The organism is Burkholderia orbicola (assembly GCF_900100915.1).
GTDB classification, from domain to species: domain Bacteria; phylum Pseudomonadota; class Gammaproteobacteria; order Burkholderiales; family Burkholderiaceae; genus Burkholderia; species Burkholderia orbicola.
The window spans coordinates 2,321,360-2,340,737 of sequence record NZ_FNKW01000001.1 but is presented as its reverse complement, the minus strand read 5'-3'; the positions used below and the strand labels follow the sequence as shown (position 1 = coordinate 2,340,737).

Here is a 19,378-nt window from a genome sequence, read left to right as displayed (position 1 = left end):
GCGCCGCCCCACATGCGGCGCGCATCACAACTAAGCCAATCCACGGATGGAGATGAGAGACATGCAGGACCAGTACATCCTCGCGCTTGACCAGGGCACCACGAGTTCTCGCGCGATGCTGTTCGATCGCCAGGGCAACATCGTATCGATCGCCCAGAAGGAATTCGAACAGATCTACCCGCAACCCGGCTGGGTCGAGCACGACCCGCAGGAAATCTGGTCGACGCAAGCCGGCGTCGCCGCGGAAGCCGTCACGCGCACGGGCCTGAACGGCACGTCGATCGCCGCGATCGGCATCACGAACCAGCGTGAAACCACGATCGTCTGGGATCGCGAGACGGGCCAGCCCGTCTACAACGCGATCGTCTGGCAGGATCGCCGCACGGCCGACTTCTGCGACTCGCTGAAGAAGCAGGGCCTCGAAGCGAAGGTGCGCGCGAAGACCGGCCTGCCGATCGACTCGTACTTCTCCGCGACGAAGATCCGCTGGATTCTGGACAACGTGCCGGGCGCGCGCGACAAGGCGCGCCAGGGCAAGCTCGCGTTCGGCACCGTCGACAGCTGGCTCGTGTGGAACTTCACGAAGCACGAACTGCACGTGACCGACGTGACGAACGCGTCGCGCACGATGCTGTTCAACATCCATACGCGCGAATGGGACAGCGAGCTGCTCGAACTGCTCGACATCCCGCGCAGCATGCTGCCGGAAGTGAAGGCATCGTCGGAGATCTACGGCCACACCAAGACCACCGTGTTCGCGTCGAAGATCCCGCTCGCGGGCATCGCCGGCGACCAGCACGCGGCGCTGTTCGGCCAGATGTGCACGACGTCGGGCATGGTGAAGAACACCTACGGCACCGGCTGCTTCCTGATGATGAACACCGGCGACAAGCCGATCGAATCGAAGAACAACCTCGTCACGACGATCGCCTGGCAGATCGGCGACGACGTGCAGTACGCGCTCGAAGGCAGCATCTTCATCGCGGGCGCGGTCGTGCAGTGGCTGCGCGACGGCGTCGGCCTCATCAAGACGGCCGCGGAAATCGAGGCGCTCGCCGCGACCGTGCCGCACACCGACGGCGTGTATCTCGTGCCCGCGTTCGCCGGCCTCGGCGCACCGCACTGGAACGCACGGGCGCGCGGCTCGGTGTTCGGCGTCACGCGCGGCACGAGCGCTGCGCATCTCGCCCGCGCGGCGCTCGATGCGATCGCGTATCAGTCGCTCGACGTGCTGGCCGCGATGGAAGCCGATTCGGGTATCAGCATCGGCGAGTTGCGCGTCGACGGCGGCGCCAGCGCGAACGACCTGCTGATGCAGTTCCAGGCCGACCTGCTCGGCGTCGACGCGGTGCGTCCGCAGATCACCGAGACGACCGCGCTCGGCGCGGCCTACCTCGCGGGTCTCGCGATCGGCTACTGGAAGAACCTCGACGAAGTGCGCGACCAGTGGCAGCTCGATCGCCGCTTCGCACCGTCGATGCCGAAGGAGCAGGTCGAGCAGCGCATGGCCGGCTGGCAGCGTGCGGTGCGCGCCGCGAAGGCGTGGGCCGACGACACCCAGTAATCCGAATAAAACCAAACGAAATACAACAACACCGGCGGACCGCGCGATGCGCGAGTCCGCCGTGACTTCGAGAGACAATCATGTCACCTTATATTGCAGAATTCATCGGCACGGCGATCCTCGTGCTGCTCGGCAACGGCGCGGTCGCAAACGTGCTGCTTGCAAAGACCAAGGGCAAAGGCGCGGATCTGATCGTGATCGTGATGGGCTGGGCGATGGCGGTATTCGTCGCGGTCTACGTGACCGCGTCGTTCAGCGGCGCGCACCTGAACCCGATCGTCACGATCAGCCTCGCGCTCGCGGGCAAGTTCGCGTGGTCGAAAGTCGGCGGCTACGTGCTCGCGCAGATGCTCGGCGGGATGGCGGGCGCGCTGCTCGTGTGGCTCGCGTATCGCCAGCACTTCGCGAAGGAAGCCGATGCCGACGTGAAGCTCGCGGTGTTCTGCACGGCGCCGGCGATCCGCAGCACCACGCACAACGTGCTGACCGAAGCGATCTGCACGTTCGTGCTGATCCTCGGCGTGCTGTATCTCGCGTCGCCGCAGGTCGGCCTCGGCGCACTCGACGCGCTGCCCGTCGGCCTGCTGGTGCTCGGCATCGGCATCTCGCTCGGCGGCCCGACCGGCTACGCGATGAGCCCCGCGCGCGACCTGTCGCCGCGCATCATGCATGCGCTGCTGCCGATTCCCGGCAAGCGCGACAGCGACTGGCGCTATGCGTGGGTGCCCGTCGTCGGCCCGCTGCTCGGCGGCGCGGCGGCAGCCGGCCTGTATCTGCGCCTGCACGCGATGGCCTGATCGCGGTTTGAACGAAGCGCGCGGCGTTCGCTGCCGCGCGCTTCATTTCCCTCTTTTCCGCTACCGGTCATTCACGGCCGTCACCAGCGACTTCAGCTTCACGTCGACGTCCGCGACCGCCGCGGGCGTCACGTCGATCCCGTGTTCGACCAGCATCCTCGATACGCGCATTTCCTTCACGAATCCCGCCGCCCGCCCGAAGCCGCTCGCCGCGACGAGCCGCGCGAGCGCATCGAAATGGAAATGGATTTCCGCATCGTCGCCAAGGCTGCGTGCGACCGACTGCGTACCGAGCGCCGGCTCCCCGGCCACCTGCAACTGCGCATCGTATTGATCGGACCAGAACCACGGCGTGTCGCGATACGCTTCGCCCGCACCGAGCATGTTACGGGCGGCGACGTACGCTTGCGTCTCGGCGCCATGCCAGGTCTCCTGTCGAACCAGCTGGCCCGATAACGCGCTCGGAAACACCGCGACGTCGCCGGCCGCGTAGATGCCTCGCGCCGACGTCTCGAGCTGCGCATTCACGACGATGCCGCGCTCGACCGCGAGGCCCGCATCGCGCGCCAGTTCATCGGCCGGTTCGATGCCGATGCCGACCACGACCGTGTCGGCGAGCAGCGTGTCGCCGTCGTCGAGCACGACGGCCAGCGCACCGCCCGAGGTCCGCTCGATCGCCATCGGCTTTCGGTTCAGGCGAATCGCCACGCCCTGCGCATCGTGCAGCGCATGCACGCGCGTCGCGATGGCTTCCGGCACAGCGCGGCCGAGCAGTCGCGGCGCCGCGTCGAGCACGGTCACGCGGCAGCCGCGCCGACGCGCCGACGCCGCGACTTCGAGACCGATGAAACCGCCGCCGATCAGCACGATCCGCGCGTCGGGCACGAGCCGCGCGCCGAGTACCGCCGCATCGTCGAGCGTGCGCAACGCGACTACGCCGTCGAGCGCCGCGCCCGGAATGGCCAGACGGCGCGCACGGCCGCCGGTGGCCAGCAGCAGCGCGTCGTAGCCGAACACGTGTCCGCCGGACATGCACACTTCGCGTGCGTGCGGATCGATACGCTCGACGGTCGCGACGATCCGCTCGATGCGGTCGACCGTCCATGCGTCGGCGTCGCGCAACCGGCATTGCACCGCGCTGCGCTCGCCCGTCAGCACGCCCTTGGACAACGGCGGCCGCTCGTACGGCGGATGCGGCTCCGCGCCGATCAGCACGATGCGCCCGCGCCAGCCGGACGCGCGCAGCACCTGCGCCGCGCGGCCGCCGGCATGGCCCGCGCCGACGATCGCCATCACCCGGTCGCTGGTCATCGCGTCATACCTCGATCAGGATGCGGCCGTCCTCGATCTTCGCGCGGTACGTGCGCAGCTTCTCGCACGCGGGCGCCGACAGCGGCCGGCCGTCGCGCACGTCGAAGCGGCCGTTGTGCTTCGGGCACTCGATCACGTGATCCATCACGAGCCCGTCCGCGAGATGCACCTGCTCGTGCGTGCACAGGCCGTCGCTCGCGTAGACCTCGCCGTCGATCCGGTAGATCGCATACGTGCAGCCGGCGTGATCGAAGCGCGCGACGTCTTCGTCGTCGATGTCGTCGAGCGCGCCGGTGTCGATCCATTGCGTCATGGTGCGTGTCTCCTTCGTTGTGAGGTTCGATAGCGGTCAGGCACGCGCGGCATCCGGCACCGGCCGCACGACGTAATCGGACGGGTCGCGCGTCTGCCGGACCAGCGCCGGCACGATCTCCGCATAGGCCGCCAGCGTGCTGCGGTACGGCGGCGGCATGTCGGCCTTCACGGCGTCGTGCAGCTTCGGCAGCGCATGGAACGGCACCATCGGGAACATGTGGTGCTCGACGTGGTAGTTCATGTTCCAGTACAGGAAGCGGAACACCGGATTCATCATCACGGTCCGGCAGTTGCGCCGGTGATCGAGCACGTTCTCCGGCATGCCCGCGTGCTGCGTGAGGCCGAAGTACAGGTACAGCCACGCGCCGTAGAGGCTCGGCAGCCCGATGTAGAGCAGCGGCAGGAGCGTGTGCCAGTACACCGCCGCGCCCGTCACGAGCGCGTAGATCGCGAGATGGATGCGCGACTCGCGCACGACCTTCGGCCATTCCGATTCGGGCACGTAGGTACGCTCCTCGTCGTCGAGCCGGCCGGTGAACGACACCGCGATCATCTTGCGCAGCTCACCGGCCACGTGCTTCAGCGCGACGACGTTCAGCGCGAGCGCGAGCCAGTCGGTCGGCTTCGGCGCGGCGATTTCCGGATCGCGCCCGACGACCAGCGTATCGGTGTGATGGCGCGCATGGCTCCAGCGCCAGGCGGTCGCGCGGCGGAACACCTGGAACGACGCGATCTGGTACAGCACGTCGTTCATCCAGCGCGTGCGGAACGCGGTGCCGTGCCCGCATTCGTGCCAGCGCGAATCGGCCGGGCTGCAGTACAGCGTGCCGTACACGAAGAACGCGGGAATCGCCCACGCCGAATGCGCGCGCCAAGCCAGCCACGCGAGCTCGCCGCTGATCGCGATCGCCGCGTACCAGATCAGCGTGTCGCGAATCGCCCGCGCATCGCCGCGCTGCATCAGCTGCTTCATCAGCGGCCGCGGCACCGCGCACCGGTACCACGCGGCGTTGACGAGCCCGGCCGCGTGCGCGCGCTCGCCGGCGCCGCCGATCATTCGGTATGCCTGACGGCGCGCCGCCGTGGGTTCGCGTGCCGGGTCGTCGGGTTGGGCCACTTCTGTCTCCTGGGGTTCTTGTGCGCGGCAAGCACGGCAAGCGCTTCGCCACAGGAACGAAATTAGGCGACCGGCCGCCCCGCCTCAATCGAAACGTTGACGAAATTTCGCCACCGCTTTAGCGTTCCCGACAACGCCACGCGATCGATGGCGACCCTCACGATGGAGACGACCATGGCAGGTGAATCCGGGCCGCGCTGGCGCAAGCGCACCGCGCGCTTCGACGAGATCGCGGCGCTCGCCGGCGTCAGCACGACGACCGTCGACCGCGTGCTGAACGAGCGCGGCAGCGTCTCCGCGCAGGCGCGCGAACGCGTGGTGGCGGCCGCGCGGCAACTCGGCGTGCCGCGGCAGTTGCCCGACACGCGGCACGGGCTGATCCACGTCGACGTGCTGCTGCCGGACACCGACGCACCGTTCTTCCGACGATTGCAGCAGGCGCTGCAGCGCTCGCTGCAAATGCTCGACCGGCGCGTGGTCGTGCACCGGACGATCCTGCCCGCCGCGGACGACGCGCGCGCCGCCGCACTGATCGAACGGCCCGCGTACCGGCGCGCGACGCTGATCGTCACCGCGCACGACACGGCCCGCGTGCGTGACGCACTGGCTGCCGCGATCGCGCGGGGCGAGACCATCGTCACGATGGTCACCGACATCGGCGGCATCGACCGCGCGCACTTCGCCGGCATCGACAACTATCGCGCCGGGCGCACGGCCGGCTACTACATCGGCCGCCTCGCCGCGCGCCCCGGCCGCGTGCTGCTGCTCGGCGGCCGGATGGGCTACCGCGCGCACGCCGACCGGATGGCCGGCTGCCGCGACCAGCTCGCCGATGCGTTCGCCGCCGTGCGCTGCGACGATGAACCGATCGAGACGCTCGACCAGGACGACCGCTGCTACCGCGCGGTGTCGAAGGCGCTGCAAGCGCACGACGACGTGGTCGCGATCTACAACAGCGGCGCCGGTTCGGCCGGCATCGAAGCGGCGCTGCGCAAGGCCGGCGCGATCGGTCGCGTGGTGTGGATCGGCCACGAGATGATCGACCTGCACCGTACCTTCATCGAAGCCGGCGCGATGGATCTCGCGATCGACCAGGACCCGGACGGACAAGCGATTTCCGCGCTGCAGCACGTGCTGCATGCGTGCGGCATCGTCGAACAGCCGCCGCCGGACGATCCGGTCGAATTCCGCGTGTTCTGTCCGGCGAACGTGAGGACGAGCGCGTACCTGCAGGCGTGAATCCCGCCGTGCGGCGCACCGCATGCGCACGATGAAAAAATCGACCGCGGCATGGGCGATTTTTCGTCAACGTTCGTCATGCAGCCCGCGCCGCGCATCCGTACATTGATCAGCCATCCACGGACAACGACGGACAGGAGACGATGGCTGAACCGATCCTCATCGGCGTGAACCTCGACGGCGTGCTCGAACACGACGGGCTGCCGCCGCCCACGCCCGCCGAACGCTTCCGGAGGGTCGCCGCTGCCGGCGTGTTCGACTACATCGAAAAGAACCCGGTGCGCGGCGAAAACCTGTCGCCGTATTTCGCGCTGGTCGATCGCCACGCGCTGCCGATCCGCGTGATCGGCGGCATCTGGTGCGCGGGCCGCGACGAAGCGCACGTCGCCGAGATCGTCGCGGCGGGTGCGCAGTTCGGCAGCACGGTGCTCAACTGCCAGCTACATGCGCGTCACGCGGACGGCCACCTGCTGTCGGACCGCGAAGTCGCCGATTTCTACCTGCGCGCCTACGCATTGGGCGAGCCGGTCGGCTGCCTGCCGAGCCTCGAAGTGCACGTCGACATGTGGAGCGAGGACTTCATGCGCGTGGCGCGCGTCGCGCGGCATGTCGAGCAGGCCGGCGCGCCGTTCCGTATCACGCTCGATCATTCGCACCTGCTGTTCAAGATCGGCAACCGCGCCGAGCTCGACGCATCGGGCCTGCGTGAATCGGCCGACGGTGGCCACGCGCTGCTCGACCCGGCGTCCCCCGCCGCGATCTACGCCGACTGGATCGCGCGCGGCTGGGTCCGACATGCGCATGCGCGCAGCGTGACGCCGAACAACCCCGAGAACCGCTGGATGCGCCGTGCGGACGGCAGCCCCGGCCGCGGCATCCAGTACCCGTTCGTCGCGCCCGCGCCGGGCGCGTATCACGGCGAATGGCGCGCGGATGCGCTGGACACGTGGAAAGCCGCGCTGCGCCAGTTGCTGCGAACGCAGGCTCACGCGCGGCCATCGCTGCTCGCGCAGATCAGCTGCGAGTTCATCCCGTTTCCCGACTACGGCGGCGGCGCGCGCTATTCGATCTTCGACAACAACGTCGCGTGCGCGCACTGGCTGCGCGACACGTGGCAGGCACTTGCCGCGCGCACCGGCACCTGATTCGGACCCGCCCCACTCCAGCCTCAAGGACAGAACGACGATGCAAACCTTCCACTTTTCGCTGAACCGGATGAGCGCGCCGCGCTTGCCGCTCGACCGCTACGTCGCGCTGTGCCGGCGCCTTGGCGTCGACACGATCGAAATCCGCAACGATCTCGACGGCGTCGAGCTCGCCGACGGCACGCCGGCGGCTGCCGTCCGCGCGACGGCCGAAGCCGGCGGCGTGACGATCCTGACGATCAACGCGCTGCAGCGCTTCGAGCAATGGAACGCCGAGCGCGCGGACGAGGCGACCGTGCTGGCCGACTACGCGGCGCAATGCGGCGCGCGTGCGCTGGTGCTGTGTCCGACTAACAACCACGGCGACACGCGCAGCGCAGACGCCCGCCATGCGGATCTCGTCACGGCGCTGAAGGCGCTGAAACCGATCCTCGAAGCCCGCGGCCTGCTCGGCTTCATCGAACCGCTCGGCTTCGAGGAATGCGCGCTGCGCCGCAAGTCGGACGCGGTGAAGGGCATCTACGCGGCGGCGGGCGAGCCGGTATTCCGGCTCGTGCACGACACGTTCCATCATCACCTCGCCGGCGAGGACATCTTCTTCCCGAACCTGACGGGCCTCGTGCACATCTCGGGCGTCGAGGACGCCGACCTGCCGGTCGACCGGATGCGCGACGGCCATCGCGTGCTGGTCGGCGGCGCGGACCGGCTCGGCAACGTCCGGCAACTACGCGAGCTGCTCGCGCGCGGCTACCGCGGCGCGTTGTCGTTCGAGCCGTTCGCGAGCGAAATCGCCGAAGCGGACGACATCGAAGACCGGCTGCGGGCGAGTATCGACTACGTGCGCGGCGAACTGGCCGATCGCTGAGCGGGCCACCGTGACGGTGCGCGACCCACGCCGGTCGCGCACCGGCAAGACGAGAAAATCCACAGGAGAACGGAATGATCGAATTCGCTTTGTTCGGCGCGGGCAGGATCGGCAAGATCCACGCGGCGAATCTCGCGCGCCATCCGGGCGCAAAACTGAAGTACGTGATCGACCGGCATGCGCCGTCGGCGGAAGCGCTCGCCCGCACGCACAACGCGCAGGTCGCCGACGTCGAGCGCGCGCTCGGCGATGCGTCGGTGCGGGCCGCCGTGATCGCATCGAGCACCGACACGCATGCGGACCTCATCATCGCGGCCGCGAACGCGGGCAAGGCCGTGTTCTGCGAGAAGCCGGTCGACCTCACCGTCGAGCGCTCGCGTGCGTGCGCGGACGTCGTGCGGCGCACCGGCGTGACCTGCATGATCGGCTTCCAGCGCCGCTTCGACCCGACCTTCGCGGCGCTGAAGGCACGCGTGGAGCACGGCGAGATCGGCGCGCCGGAAATGCTGATCGTCACGAGCCGCGATCCGGGCGCGCCGCCGGCCGATTACATCCGCAGCTCGGGCGGCATTTTCAAGGACATGCTGATCCACGACTTCGACGTGTTCCGCTGGATCCTCGGCGACGAAGCGCAGACGCTGCACGCGACGGGCAGTTGCCTGACCGATCCGGCCGTGCGCGACGCGGGCGACATCGATTCGACCGCCGTGACGATCCGCACGCGGCGCGGATTGCTGTGCCAGATCAACACGTCGCGGCGCGCGGCCTACGGCTACGACCAGCGCTTCGAACTGCTCGGCAGCCAAGGGATGCTGCAGGCCGGCAACGTGCGGCCGACCGAGGTGAGTGCCTGGCTCGCAGGCGGCATCGCGAGCGACGTGCCGGAGCCGTTCTTCCTCGAACGCTACCGGCATGCGTATGCGGCCGAGATCGCGCACTTCGTCGACGCGCTGCGCGACGGCACGCCGGTCAGGACGACGATCGACGACGGGCTCGCCGCGCTCGAACTGGCCGAAGCCGCGATGACGTCGTGGAAAACGGGGCGCGTGATCGAACTGTAACGCAGCAAACGGCGGCCGCGATCCGGGCAAGCGAGCCGCCGCTGCGCGAGCGGCGGCGCCCCGGCACGACCTGCCGCAACCCCACGGCGGCATCGGGCAAATTTGCCGCCACGTCACGCGGCATGCGCGTGAAAGCACGTATGATGACGAATCGATCGGCGTCGCCGATATCCCGCGTTTTCATCACCATGCTCGATCACCTCATCTGCGACTGCGACGGCGTGCTCGTCGACAGCGAAGTCATCGCCGACCGCGTGCTGCTCGACACGCTGTCCGCCACGTTCCCGAACCTCGATTTCGAAGCCGCCGCGAAGTCGGCATTCGGCCAGCAGACGTCGCGCTTCCTCACCGGCATCGAATCCCGCTTCGGCATCGAAATGCCCGCCAACTTCATCGAGACCATCGAGCACAACATCGAGATCGCGCTCGCGCAATCGCTCACGCCGATCAGCGGCGTGCGCGACGCGCTGCTGAAGGTCACGCTGCCGGCCGCCGTCGTGTCGAACAGCCGGCTCGTGCGCGTGCGCAATTCGCTGAAGCGCGCGTCGCTCACCGAAATCTTCGGCGAGCGGGTGTTCAGTTCCGAACAGGTCGCGCGGCCGAAGCCCTACCCCGACGTCTACCTTCACGCGGCGCACACGCTCGGCGTCGAGCCGGCGCGCTGCGTCGTCGTCGAGGACAGCATTTCGGGGCTGAATGCCGCGCGGGCGGCCGGGATGAAGACGATCGCGTTCGTCGGCGCGAGCCACATCCCCGACAACTACGCGGACGCGCTGCGCGCGATGGGCATCACGCGGATCATGCGCAAGATGGATGAACTGCCGGCGCTCGTCGAAGCCGGCATGCGCGGCGAATTCGGCGACGCGCAGTCCTGATCGTCATTCGGGCCGGATCGGTCGATCCGGCCGCGCCACGGGCGCGCGAACGCGCCCGCCTTTCCTTCGCTCAGGCCGGCTCGCAGCAGCGTTCGCGCGCGGCCGCCAGCGCCTCGCGGAACGCGACGAGTTCCGCGATCGTCAGCATCGGCAGCCCGTGCCGTTGCGCGAAGCGCTCGACATCGTCGCCGCGCGTCATCGTGCCGTCCGGATTCATCAGCTCGCACAGCACGCCGGCCGGCTTCAGGCCCGCGAGGATCGACAGGTCGACCGTGCCTTCGGTATGACCGCGGCGCGCCAGCACGCCGCCCGGTTGCGCACGCAACGGAAACACGTGGCCGGGGCGCACGATGTCGTGCGGCTTCGCGCCGTCGGCGATCGCCGCGCGGATCGTCGTCACGCGATCGGCGGCCGACACACCGGTATGCACGCCTTCGCGCGCCTCGATCGAGACGGTGAACGCGGTGCCGTTGCGGCTTTCGTTGGTCTGCACCATCGGCGGCAGTTCGAGCGCGCGCACCGTGTCGTCGGTCAGGCACAGGCAGACGATGCCGCTGCACTCGCGGATCAGCAGCGCCATCGTCTCGGGCGTGATGCGCTCGGCGGCGACGATCAGGTCGGCTTCGTTCTCGCGGTCGTGGTCATCCTGCAGCACGACCGCGCGGCCGGCGCGCATCGCGTCGAGCGCGGCGGCGATGCGCGGCGGCACCGGTTCGGCATCCAGCAGGGGGAGATCGGCAAAGGCGTCGGCAGGCGCCGACGAAACGGACATCAAGGACATGTGAAACGCTCCTCGCAAATACGATTAGGGCGAAAAACGTTTCAGGGCATTGCAAACAGACAGAACGACAACCCGCTTCGCATGCAGCGCGAAGCGGCCCTGACGGACATGACTATCTGCACATCTTCTCTCATCCGGACTGTGACCGTCGGCTCTGGCATTCGACCAGATCTGCTGACCCCGCGCGAATGCGCGGGCGCTCGCGGGCTCGCCGGCTTACGCCAGCCTACCGCCGGTGGGGAATTTCGCCCCGCCCTGAAGACGCACTGATTGCCGGACGGGAACGCCCCGTCACCGGCGGGCCAAGCATACAACAGCCGCGCACGACGCGCAGCCAACTACCGGTAAAACCTTACTGACGACCCCGTCTAACCGGATCGCCCGAACGGCCGGCGGGCGATCCCGCGATCCCGCGACCATCCGGGAACGCAGTCGCGCCGCGCGGCCCGCGCGATCAGTTGACGGCCGCGTGCGCCGCGTCGGGCACGAGCCAGCGCGGCGGCACCTCGGGGCTCACCGTCACGCGGAACGCGCGCGCTTCGCTGTCGCCCGGGTTGCGCAGGCTGTACGGCTGGTCGGCGTCGAACACGATCGCGTCGCCGGTCGCGAGCAACTGGCGGCGGTCGTGCACGCTGACTTCGAGCGTGCCTTCGCTGACGACGAGATTGACCGTCGTGCCGGGCGCACGGCGCGCGCCGGGCTCCGTATGCAGCGGTGCGATCCGCAGCTCGTGGAATTCGGCCGCGGCCGGCTCGCCTTCCGGGTACAGCGCACGTGCCGAGAAACGGCCGTTCGAGCTGACCACGCGCGACGCGCGCTCGGCCGCCAGATGCTCGAAGCCGTTCACCGCATGGCGCCGCAGGAACGCGGCGACCGACACCTTCAGTGCCGCCGCGATCTTGCAGAGCACCTTGATCGACGGCACGCTGCGCGCCGATTCGATCTGCGCGAGCATCGCGCGCGACACGCCGGACAGCCGCGCGAGCGCATCGAGCGACAGTTGCCGCTCGGCACGCAAGCGCGCGAGGTTCACGCCGACGACCTGCTCGAGGACGTCGAGCGACGCGGAGCCGCGCCCGTCGGCGGCATTGCCGGACTCGAAGGAAGACACGTCGCGCACGAGCGCCAGGGATGAAGACATAGCATTGCCTCCGGGCCGCTGCGCGGCCCTGCGTAGGGGTAAGCCGGAACCGGAATCGGGTTGCGCCGGTCATTGGCGCGTATCGAGACGCTATCACCCGGCCTGGCACGGGCAAACGAAGTTATCTTCACACCGTTATCAGCATCGCGGAGGAATACGTTTCTCGCGAACCTTTTCCTGCCGCTATGGCGTCGCCGCGCAAGGCGCCGTGGCGACCGCTTACTGCGCCGCCGGCGCGGCCCCGCGCGCCGGGCCGCGCGTGTCGAGCCGCATCGCGAGCCACGTGACGATCAGCGCCGCGAACGTCACCGCGACCGCGACCCACGGCAGCGCATCGAGCGCGAAGCCGTGTTCCAGCGCGAGGCCGCCAAGCCACGCGCCGCCCGCATTGCCGACGTTGAACGCGCCGATGTTCAGCGTCGACGCCAGATGCGGCGCGCTCGCGGCCTTCTCGACCACGCGCGCCTGCAGCGGCGGCACCGTCGCGAACGCGGCGATCCCCCAGACGAATACGGTCACGGCGGCCGCGACCGGCAGGTGGCTCGTCTTCGCGAACACGGCCATCACGGCCATCAGCGCGACGAGGATCGCGATCAGCGACGGCATCAGCGCGCGGTCGGCGAGCTTGCCGCCGATCGTGTTGCCGATCGTCAGCCCCGCGCCGAACAACACGAGGATCAGCGCGACCGCGCGCGGCGAGTAGCCCGACACGGTCTCGAGGATCGGCGCGATGTAGGTGAACACGACGAACACGCCGCCGAAGCCGAGCACCGTCATCAGCAGCGCGAGCCACACCTGCGGCTCCTTCAGCACGCGCACTTCGTGGCCAAGGCCGACCGGCCCGCTGTCGTGGCGGTTCGGCACCAGCGCGGCCACGCCGCCGAGCGCCAGCACGCCGAGCGCGGCGACGATCCAGAACGACGCGCGCCAGCCGAGCAACTGGCCGACGAACGTGCCGAACGGCACGCCGAGCACGTTCGACAGCGTGAGCCCGGTGAACATCAGCGCGATCGCGCTCGCGCGCTTGTCGGCCGGCACGAGCGACGCGGCGACCACCGCGCCGATGCCGAAGAACGAGCCGTGCGCGAACGACGTGACGACGCGCGCGACCATCAGCATCGCGTAGCCGGACGCGGTCGCGCACAGCACGTTGCCGACGATGAAGATCGCCATCAGCAACTGCAGCGCGGCCTTGCGCGGCATGCGGCTCGTCAGCACCGCGAGCAGCGGCGCGCCGACCGCGACGCCGAGCGCGTAGCCGGTGACGAGCAGGCCGGCCGACGGCAGCGACACGGCGAGGTCGTGCGCGACTTCGGGCAGCAGGCCCATGATGATGAATTCGGTGGTGCCGATGGCGAAGGCGCTGATCGCGAGCGCCAGGAGCGGAATGGGCATGACGTTCTCCGGAAGGCGGCGGCCGCGGCGCCGGTTCGGTGCCGCACCGCACAAGAAAGCGGGATGTGCGCGCATTGTCCCGAAGACGCCTATATTTGATAATTGGCGTGGCATTTGAACCATTTTCAAAAATTTCTGGAAAATCGCATGGACCGACTGGGCGATATCCGGCTGTTCGTCGAGGCGGCGGAGCTGGGCAGCCTGTCCGCCGCCGGGCGCAAGCTGAACCTCACGCCGGCCGCCGCGAGCGCGCGGCTTGCAAAACTCGAGGCGAAGATCGCGACACGGCTGTTCGAGCGCTCGACGCGGCAATTGCGGCTCACCGACGAAGGCAAGCTGTACCTGAACTGCTGCCGCCAGGCGCTGCAGGCGCTCGACGACGCGGATGCGATGCTGCAGGAAGGCCGCAACGTCGTGAGCGGCAAGGTGCGGCTGTCGTCGACGTCCGATTTCGGCCGCCACCAGTTGCTCGACTGGCTCCACGAATTCACGACGCTGCATCCGGGCGTCACGTTCTCACTGACGGCGTCCGATTCGTCGTCGAACCTGTGGCAGGACGAGATCGACCTCGCGATCCGCTTCGCCGCGCCGCCCGACGGCGCGCTGATCGCCCGCCGGCTCGCGACCAACCGGCGCGTGCTGTGCGCGGCGCCGTCGTTCGTCGAACGCCATGGCCTGCCGGCCGATCCGCACGATCTGGCCCGCTTTCCATGCAACGTGATCACGATCGCGTCCGGCCCGATGAACACCTGGCATTTCACCCGCGGCGACGAAGTGCAGATCCACACGGTGCCGGTATCGACCGCGTTCGAGACCAACGACGGCGGCCTCACGCGCGAATGGACGCTGCGCGGCCACGGCATCGCGCTGAAGTCGCTGTGGGACATCGCCGACGACGTCCGCGCGGGCCGGCTGCGCGTGCTGCTGCCCGACTGGCGGCACCAGGACGCGCCGCTGCACGCGATCTATCACAGCAAGCGCTACATGGCGCCGCGCGTGCGCGTGCTGCTCGACTTTCTCGCCGAACGCTTCGCGCGCGAGGAAGCCGCGCTCGACGACCTGCTGAACGCGTGCCACTGATCGCCGATTCGCCGCCATCAGGGTCAGAACCCTAGAGCCGGCGTCGCGCGCCCGCAACCGGCCGCCCGCCCGTCGTGGCACGAAAAGCTATAATGGAAGGCTTTCCCGACGGCCTTTCCTGCCCGATGCGCGCGATTCGCGTGCCGCGCACGGCCGTCCCGATTCACCCTTGACGACGCCCCCAGGTCAACCACTGCGAACGGCGAATCCCCATGACCAAGAAAGTTTACGTAAAGACCTTCGGCTGCCAGATGAACGAGTACGACTCGGACAAGATGGTGGACGTGCTCAATGCGGCCGAAGGCCTCGAAAAGACCGACACGCCGGAAGACGCGGACATCATCCTGTTCAACACGTGCTCGGTGCGCGAGAAGGCGCAGGAGAAGGTGTTCTCCGATCTCGGCCGCGTACGCGAGCTGAAGGAAGCGAAGCCGGGCCTGCTGATCGGCGTCGGCGGCTGCGTCGCGAGCCAGGAAGGTGCGTCGATCGTGTCGCGCGCGCCGTACGTCGACCTCGTGTTCGGCCCGCAAACGCTGCACCGCCTGCCGCAGATGATCGACGCGCGCCGCGCGAGCGGCCGCGCGCAGGTCGACATCACGTTCCCCGAAATCGAGAAGTTCGACCATCTGCCGCCCGCGCGCGTCGAGGGGCCGAGCGCGTTCGTGTCGATCATGGAAGGCTGCTCGAAGTACTGCAGCTACTGCGTGGTGCCGTACACGCGCGGCGATGAAGTGTCGCGCCCGCTCGACGACGTGCTGACCGAAGTGGCCGGCCTCGCCGACCAGGGCGTGCGCGAAGTCACGCTGCTCGGCCAGAACGTGAACGCCTATCGCGGCGCGCTGACGGCCGGTTCGACCGACATCGCCGATTTCGCGACGCTGATCGAATACGTCGCCGACATCCCCGGCATCGAGCGAATTCGCTACACGACGTCGCATCCGAAGGAATTCACGCAGCGCCTGATCGACATGTACGCGAAGGTGCCGAAGCTCGTGAGCCACCTGCACCTGCCGGTCCAGCACGGCTCCGACCGCATCCTGATGGCGATGAAGCGCGGCTACACGGTGCTCGAATACAAGTCGGTGATCCGCAAGCTGCGCGCGATCCGCCCCGACCTGTCGCTGTCGACCGACATGATCGTCGGCTTCCCCGGCGAGACCGAGGACGATTTCGACAAGATGATGGCGCTCGTGCACGAGATGGGCTACGACACCAGCTTCTCGTTCATCTACAGCCCGCGCCCCGGCACGCCGGCCGCGAACCTCGCCGACGACACGCCGCGCGACGTGAAGCTCAAACGCCTGCAACATCTGCAGGCGACGATCGAGGAGAACGTCGCGCGCATCAGCCAGTCGATGGTCGGGAAGGTCGAGCGGATCCTCGTCGAGGGCCCGTCGCGCAAGGACCCGAACGAGCTCGCGGGCCGCACCGAGAACAACCGCGTGGTGAATTTCCCGGCGCCGCTCGCGTCGCACCCGCGCCTGATCGGCCAGATGATCGACGTGAAGATCAACCATGCGTACCCGCACTCGCTGCGCGGCGAGCTCGTGCTCGTCAGCGACGACGCGAGCACGGCCACCCACTGACCGACTGACGCCCGACAGGAGCCCGACGCTACTTTGAAGACCGTCCAAGCACTGGAATTCACCGCCCCGCGCGACGACAACGCGCGCCTCGCCAACCTCTGCGGCCCGCTCGACGAGAACCTGCGGCAGATCGAACAGGCGCTCGACGTCACGCTCGCGCGGCGCGGCCACCGGATCACGATCCGCGGGCGCGGCGCCAAGCTCGCGCTCGCGGCGCTCGAAAACTTCTACAACCGCGCGCGCGATCCGCTGTCGGTCGACGACATCCAGCTCGCGCTGGTCGAAGTGCGCCACACGGCCGGCAACGGCCGCCAGGACACGGTCGACGTGCGCTTTCGCGGCGACCCCGATCATCCGTTCGACGAACCCGTCGCGCAGCTCGACGCCAGCGAGCCGGACGAGGAGCCGGGGCCGAAGCTCTATACGCGGCGCGCCGACCTGCGCGGCCGCACGCCCGCCCAGCGCGAATACCTGAAGCAGATCCTGCAGCACGACGTGACGTTCGGCATCGGGCCGGCCGGCACCGGCAAGACCTACCTCGCGGTCGCGTGCGCGGTCGATGCGCTCGAGCGCGACCAGGTCAAGCGGATCGTGCTGACGCGCCCGGCCGTCGAGGCCGGCGAGCGGCTCGGCTTCCTGCCGGGCGATCTCGCGCAGAAGGTCGACCCGTACCTGCGGCCGCTGTACGACGCGCTGTACGACCTGCTCGGCTTCGACAAGACGGCCAAGATGTTCGAGCGCCAGATGATCGAGATCGCTCCGCTCGCGTACATGCGCGGCCGCACGCTGAACCACGCGTTCATCATCCTCGACGAGGCGCAGAACACGACGCCCGAGCAGATGAAGATGTTCCTCACGCGGATCGGCTTCGGCTCGAAGGCGGTCGTGACCGGCGACACGAGCCAGGTCGACCTGCCGCGCGGCCACAAGAGCGGCCTCGTCGAGGCGCAGCAGGTGCTCGGCGGCGTGCGCGGCATCGCGCTCACGCGCTTCACAAGCGCGGACGTGGTGCGCCATCCGCTGGTCGCGCGCATCGTCGAGGCGTACGACGAATTCCACGCGCAGCATCAGGACGGCTGAGCGGCGGGCGGCGCCTGCGCGCAGCCCGCAGCCTCCCGGCCCGGCCCGCCAGACGGCGCGCCGGGCTTTTTTTCGCCCGGGGACAGCCGGTCCGAATTCGGGCGCGATCGGCCGTTTGGTGTATCCTCAACGCGTCCCAATCGCCGTACGCGTCATGAAATCCTCCCGTTCCCGCAAGTCCGGCCGCGCCCCGTCCGCCGCGCCCGAATCCCCCCGCCTTTCGCTGTTCGACGCGAAGGGCAAAGCCCGCACCGTCAACGCACAAGGGCTGCGGATCGACTTCCCGGACGGCCGCAGCCTGATGTTCGACCTGTCGGGCAGCTCGGGCGACGCGGCCGTCGCGATCGTCGCGCAGCACAACGATCCGGCGATGCGCGCGAAGCTCGCGCTGCAGCCCGAGCACTACGACAGCGTGACGCTGCACGTCGGCGCCGAATTCGCGCCGCGCGAGGACGACCCCGAAGACGAGCCGCGCGCGCTGGAGCTCGACCTGTCCGTGCAGTACGGCGACGAGATCACGAGCGACGTGCGCAAGACGCTGCCGAAGCGCAAGCTGATCGCCGAGTGGATCGAGCCGGCGCTGTTCGCGAGCGCGCAGCTCACCGTGCGCTTCGTCGGCGAAAACGAAGGCCGGACGCTGAATGCCGGCTACCGCCACAAGGACTATCCGACCAACGTGCTGACCTTCGCGTACGACGCGGCGCCCGACGGCACCGTGATCGGCGACCTCGTGCTGTGCTGCCCGGTGGTCGAGAAGGAAGCGCACGACCAGGGCAAGCCGCTCGCGGCCCATTACGCGCACCTGCTGGTGCACGGCGCGCTGCACGCGCAGGGCTACGACCACGAGACGAGCGACGAGGACGCGACCGAAATGGAAGCGCTCGAAGTCGACATCCTCGCGAAACTGGGTTTCCCGAACCCGTACCAGTAAGCCGTCCGCCCGATGCGTAACGCCGCGATGCTGCCGCCCGCCTACCCGCCGTCGATCGGCGAAGGCCGTCTGCTGACGGAAGACGAGCTCGCGGCGTCGCTCGCGCATACGATGCGCGACTGGGACGGCCAGCAAGATCTCTGGCTGTTCGGCTATGGCTCGCTGATCTGGAACCCCGGGCTGCCGACCGTCGCCGCCGTGCGCGGCAAGGTGCACGGCTATCACCGCGGGCTCTACCTGTGGTCGCGCGTGAACCGCGGCACCCCCGAACGGCCGGGCCTCGTGCTCGCGCTCGATCGCGGCGGCTCGTGCTCGGGCATCGCATTCCGGCTCTCCGGCCCGACCGCGCAGCCGCATCTCGAGACATTGTGGAAACGCGAGATGCCGATGGGCTCGTACCGGCCTGCTTGGCTGCCGTGCTCGCTCGAGACCGGCGAACGCGTGAACGCGCTCGCGTTTGTGATGCGCCGCGACGCACCGACCTATACGGGCAAGCTGCCCGACCCCGTCGTGAAGGAAGTGTTCGGCTGCGCGGCCGGCCGCTACGGCACGACGCTCGACTACGTGAGCCGCACGGTCGACGCGCTGCGCGCGAGCGGCATCCCCGACCGCGCGCTGGAAGGGCTGCTGGCGCGATGCCGGTGATCCCGCTGATCCCGCACGACGCGCGGCCCGCCGTCATGCGACACCGCTCAGCCAGCGCATCCCGCGCATCCGCACGAGGGCACACCCGATGAAACCGTCACGCTGGTCGCGTTGCAGGATCGCCGCGCTGCTCGTCGCCGCGAGCGTCGCGCTGTCCGGCTGCGGCATACTCGGCTGCGGCGGCGCAGCCACCAACGGCGCGGCTGCCGGCGGCTGCTCGGCCGGCATGCGGTTCTGAGCGGCGCGTGAGGCGGGCGCCCGCCTGCGGCAGAATGCCGCCGTCACGACCGATTTCCCGCGTCGGGCCGCGCCGCGCTTCCCGCCAGCGTTTTTTGGCCGCCATGCCCCGCCGACCCTTTCTGCGATAGGATGGACCCGAAGACGACGCCGCGCCCGGCGCGGCCGTCCGCGAGCGGGGCCCGCGCGAGCCGCCCATCCTGGCCGTGCGGC

19 protein-coding genes and 1 riboswitch are annotated in these 19,378 nt (G+C 68.9%); of the genes, 13 read left to right on the top strand and 6 right to left on the bottom strand.

Annotated features, from left to right (window positions below; all coding sequences use genetic code 11):
* The first annotated feature begins 61 nt into the window (after positions 1 to 61).
* Positions 62 to 1,564 (top strand): glycerol kinase GlpK, encoded by a 1,503-nt coding sequence (gene glpK, locus BLS50_RS11180; protein WP_053523946.1) that lies wholly within the window; start codon positions 62 to 64, stop codon positions 1,562 to 1,564.
* Between the two features lie 80 nt (positions 1,565 to 1,644).
* On the top strand, positions 1,645 to 2,361 hold the full coding sequence (locus tag BLS50_RS11175; protein WP_074802226.1) for an MIP/aquaporin family protein: 717 nt from the start codon (positions 1,645 to 1,647) through the stop codon (positions 2,359 to 2,361).
* A gap of 60 nt (positions 2,362 to 2,421) precedes the next feature.
* On the opposite strand, the gene BLS50_RS11170 is transcribed toward BLS50_RS11175, so the two are convergent.
* The 3 genes from BLS50_RS11170 to BLS50_RS11160 are packed head-to-tail and all read right to left on the bottom strand — an operon-like array spanning position 2,422 to position 5,104.
* A complete protein-coding gene (locus tag BLS50_RS11170; RefSeq protein ID WP_074802225.1) occupies positions 2,422 to 3,672 on the bottom strand; it encodes an NAD(P)/FAD-dependent oxidoreductase in 1,251 nt (416 codons plus the stop codon).
* A gap of 4 nt (positions 3,673 to 3,676) precedes the next feature.
* The gene (locus tag BLS50_RS11165; RefSeq protein WP_074802224.1) at positions 3,677 to 3,985 is read right to left on the bottom strand and encodes a non-heme iron oxygenase ferredoxin subunit; all 309 of its coding nucleotides are present in this window, start codon (positions 3,983 to 3,985) and stop codon (positions 3,677 to 3,679) included.
* Between the two features lie 36 nt (positions 3,986 to 4,021).
* Entirely contained in the window at positions 4,022 to 5,104 is a 1,083-nt protein-coding gene (locus tag BLS50_RS11160) for a fatty acid desaturase family protein (RefSeq protein WP_074802223.1), read from the bottom strand.
* Between the two features lie 174 nt (positions 5,105 to 5,278).
* Between BLS50_RS11160 and BLS50_RS11155 the strand changes: the two genes are divergently transcribed.
* The 5 genes from BLS50_RS11155 (at position 5,279) to BLS50_RS11135 (ending at position 10,289) form a co-directional block, all read left to right on the top strand.
* Entirely contained in the window at positions 5,279 to 6,343 is a 1,065-nt protein-coding gene (locus BLS50_RS11155; RefSeq protein WP_074802222.1) for a LacI family DNA-binding transcriptional regulator, read from the top strand.
* Between the two features lie 143 nt (positions 6,344 to 6,486).
* Positions 6,487 to 7,488: a xylose isomerase gene (locus BLS50_RS11150; protein WP_074802221.1), complete on the top strand. Its 1,002-nt coding sequence runs from the start codon at positions 6,487 to 6,489 to the stop codon at positions 7,486 to 7,488.
* Between the two features lie 40 nt (positions 7,489 to 7,528).
* Entirely contained in the window at positions 7,529 to 8,353 is an 825-nt protein-coding gene (locus BLS50_RS11145; RefSeq protein ID WP_074802220.1) for a TIM barrel protein, read from the top strand.
* Between the two features lie 74 nt (positions 8,354 to 8,427).
* Complete coding sequence (gene iolG / locus BLS50_RS11140; RefSeq protein ID WP_074802219.1) at positions 8,428 to 9,414, top strand: inositol 2-dehydrogenase; 987 nt, start codon at positions 8,428 to 8,430, stop codon at positions 9,412 to 9,414.
* A 188-nt stretch (positions 9,415 to 9,602) separates the two neighbouring features.
* Entirely contained in the window at positions 9,603 to 10,289 is a 687-nt protein-coding gene (locus tag BLS50_RS11135; RefSeq protein WP_074802218.1) for an HAD family hydrolase, read from the top strand.
* Between the two features lie 70 nt (positions 10,290 to 10,359).
* Here the strand turns inward: BLS50_RS11135 and ribB are convergent, their stop codons facing one another.
* The 3 genes from ribB to BLS50_RS11120 all read right to left on the bottom strand — a co-directional run bounded on the left by ribB (position 10,360) and on the right by BLS50_RS11120 (position 13,606).
* Complete coding sequence (ribB, locus tag BLS50_RS11130; protein WP_050014629.1) at positions 10,360 to 11,070, bottom strand: 3,4-dihydroxy-2-butanone-4-phosphate synthase; 711 nt, start codon at positions 11,068 to 11,070, stop codon at positions 10,360 to 10,362.
* A gap of 118 nt (positions 11,071 to 11,188) precedes the next feature.
* A riboswitch (FMN riboswitch) is annotated at positions 11,189 to 11,337 on the bottom strand.
* Between the two features lie 187 nt (positions 11,338 to 11,524).
* Complete coding sequence (locus BLS50_RS11125; RefSeq protein WP_011546157.1) at positions 11,525 to 12,211, bottom strand: helix-turn-helix domain-containing protein; 687 nt, start codon at positions 12,209 to 12,211, stop codon at positions 11,525 to 11,527.
* Positions 12,212 to 12,430: 219 nt separating this feature from the next.
* Positions 12,431 to 13,606 (bottom strand): MFS transporter, encoded by a 1,176-nt coding sequence (locus BLS50_RS11120; RefSeq protein WP_074802794.1) that lies wholly within the window; start codon positions 13,604 to 13,606, stop codon positions 12,431 to 12,433.
* 147 nt (positions 13,607 to 13,753) lie between these two features.
* Between BLS50_RS11120 and BLS50_RS11115 the strand changes: the two genes are divergently transcribed.
* From BLS50_RS11115 to BLS50_RS35895, 6 genes are all read left to right on the top strand, one after another.
* Positions 13,754 to 14,686: a LysR family transcriptional regulator gene (locus tag BLS50_RS11115; protein ID WP_006477876.1), complete on the top strand. Its 933-nt coding sequence runs from the start codon at positions 13,754 to 13,756 to the stop codon at positions 14,684 to 14,686.
* 212 nt (positions 14,687 to 14,898) lie between these two features.
* Positions 14,899 to 16,272, top strand: a complete 1,374-nt coding sequence (miaB, locus tag BLS50_RS11110) for a tRNA (N6-isopentenyl adenosine(37)-C2)-methylthiotransferase MiaB (protein ID WP_074802217.1) — start codon at positions 14,899 to 14,901, stop codon at positions 16,270 to 16,272.
* Positions 16,273 to 16,305: 33 nt separating this feature from the next.
* Positions 16,306 to 17,352, top strand: a complete 1,047-nt coding sequence (locus tag BLS50_RS11105) for a PhoH family protein (RefSeq protein ID WP_074802216.1) — start codon at positions 16,306 to 16,308, stop codon at positions 17,350 to 17,352.
* A 154-nt stretch (positions 17,353 to 17,506) separates the two neighbouring features.
* Complete coding sequence (gene ybeY, locus BLS50_RS11100; protein ID WP_074802215.1) at positions 17,507 to 18,283, top strand: rRNA maturation RNase YbeY; 777 nt, start codon at positions 17,507 to 17,509, stop codon at positions 18,281 to 18,283.
* 12 nt (positions 18,284 to 18,295) lie between these two features.
* Positions 18,296 to 18,928: a gamma-glutamylcyclotransferase gene (locus tag BLS50_RS11095; RefSeq protein ID WP_011546161.1), complete on the top strand. Its 633-nt coding sequence runs from the start codon at positions 18,296 to 18,298 to the stop codon at positions 18,926 to 18,928.
* 88 nt (positions 18,929 to 19,016) lie between these two features.
* Positions 19,017 to 19,166, top strand: coding sequence for a hypothetical protein (locus BLS50_RS35895; protein ID WP_171984331.1), 150 nt, complete (start codon positions 19,017 to 19,019; stop codon positions 19,164 to 19,166).
* The last annotated feature ends 212 nt before the right edge of the window (positions 19,167 to 19,378 follow it).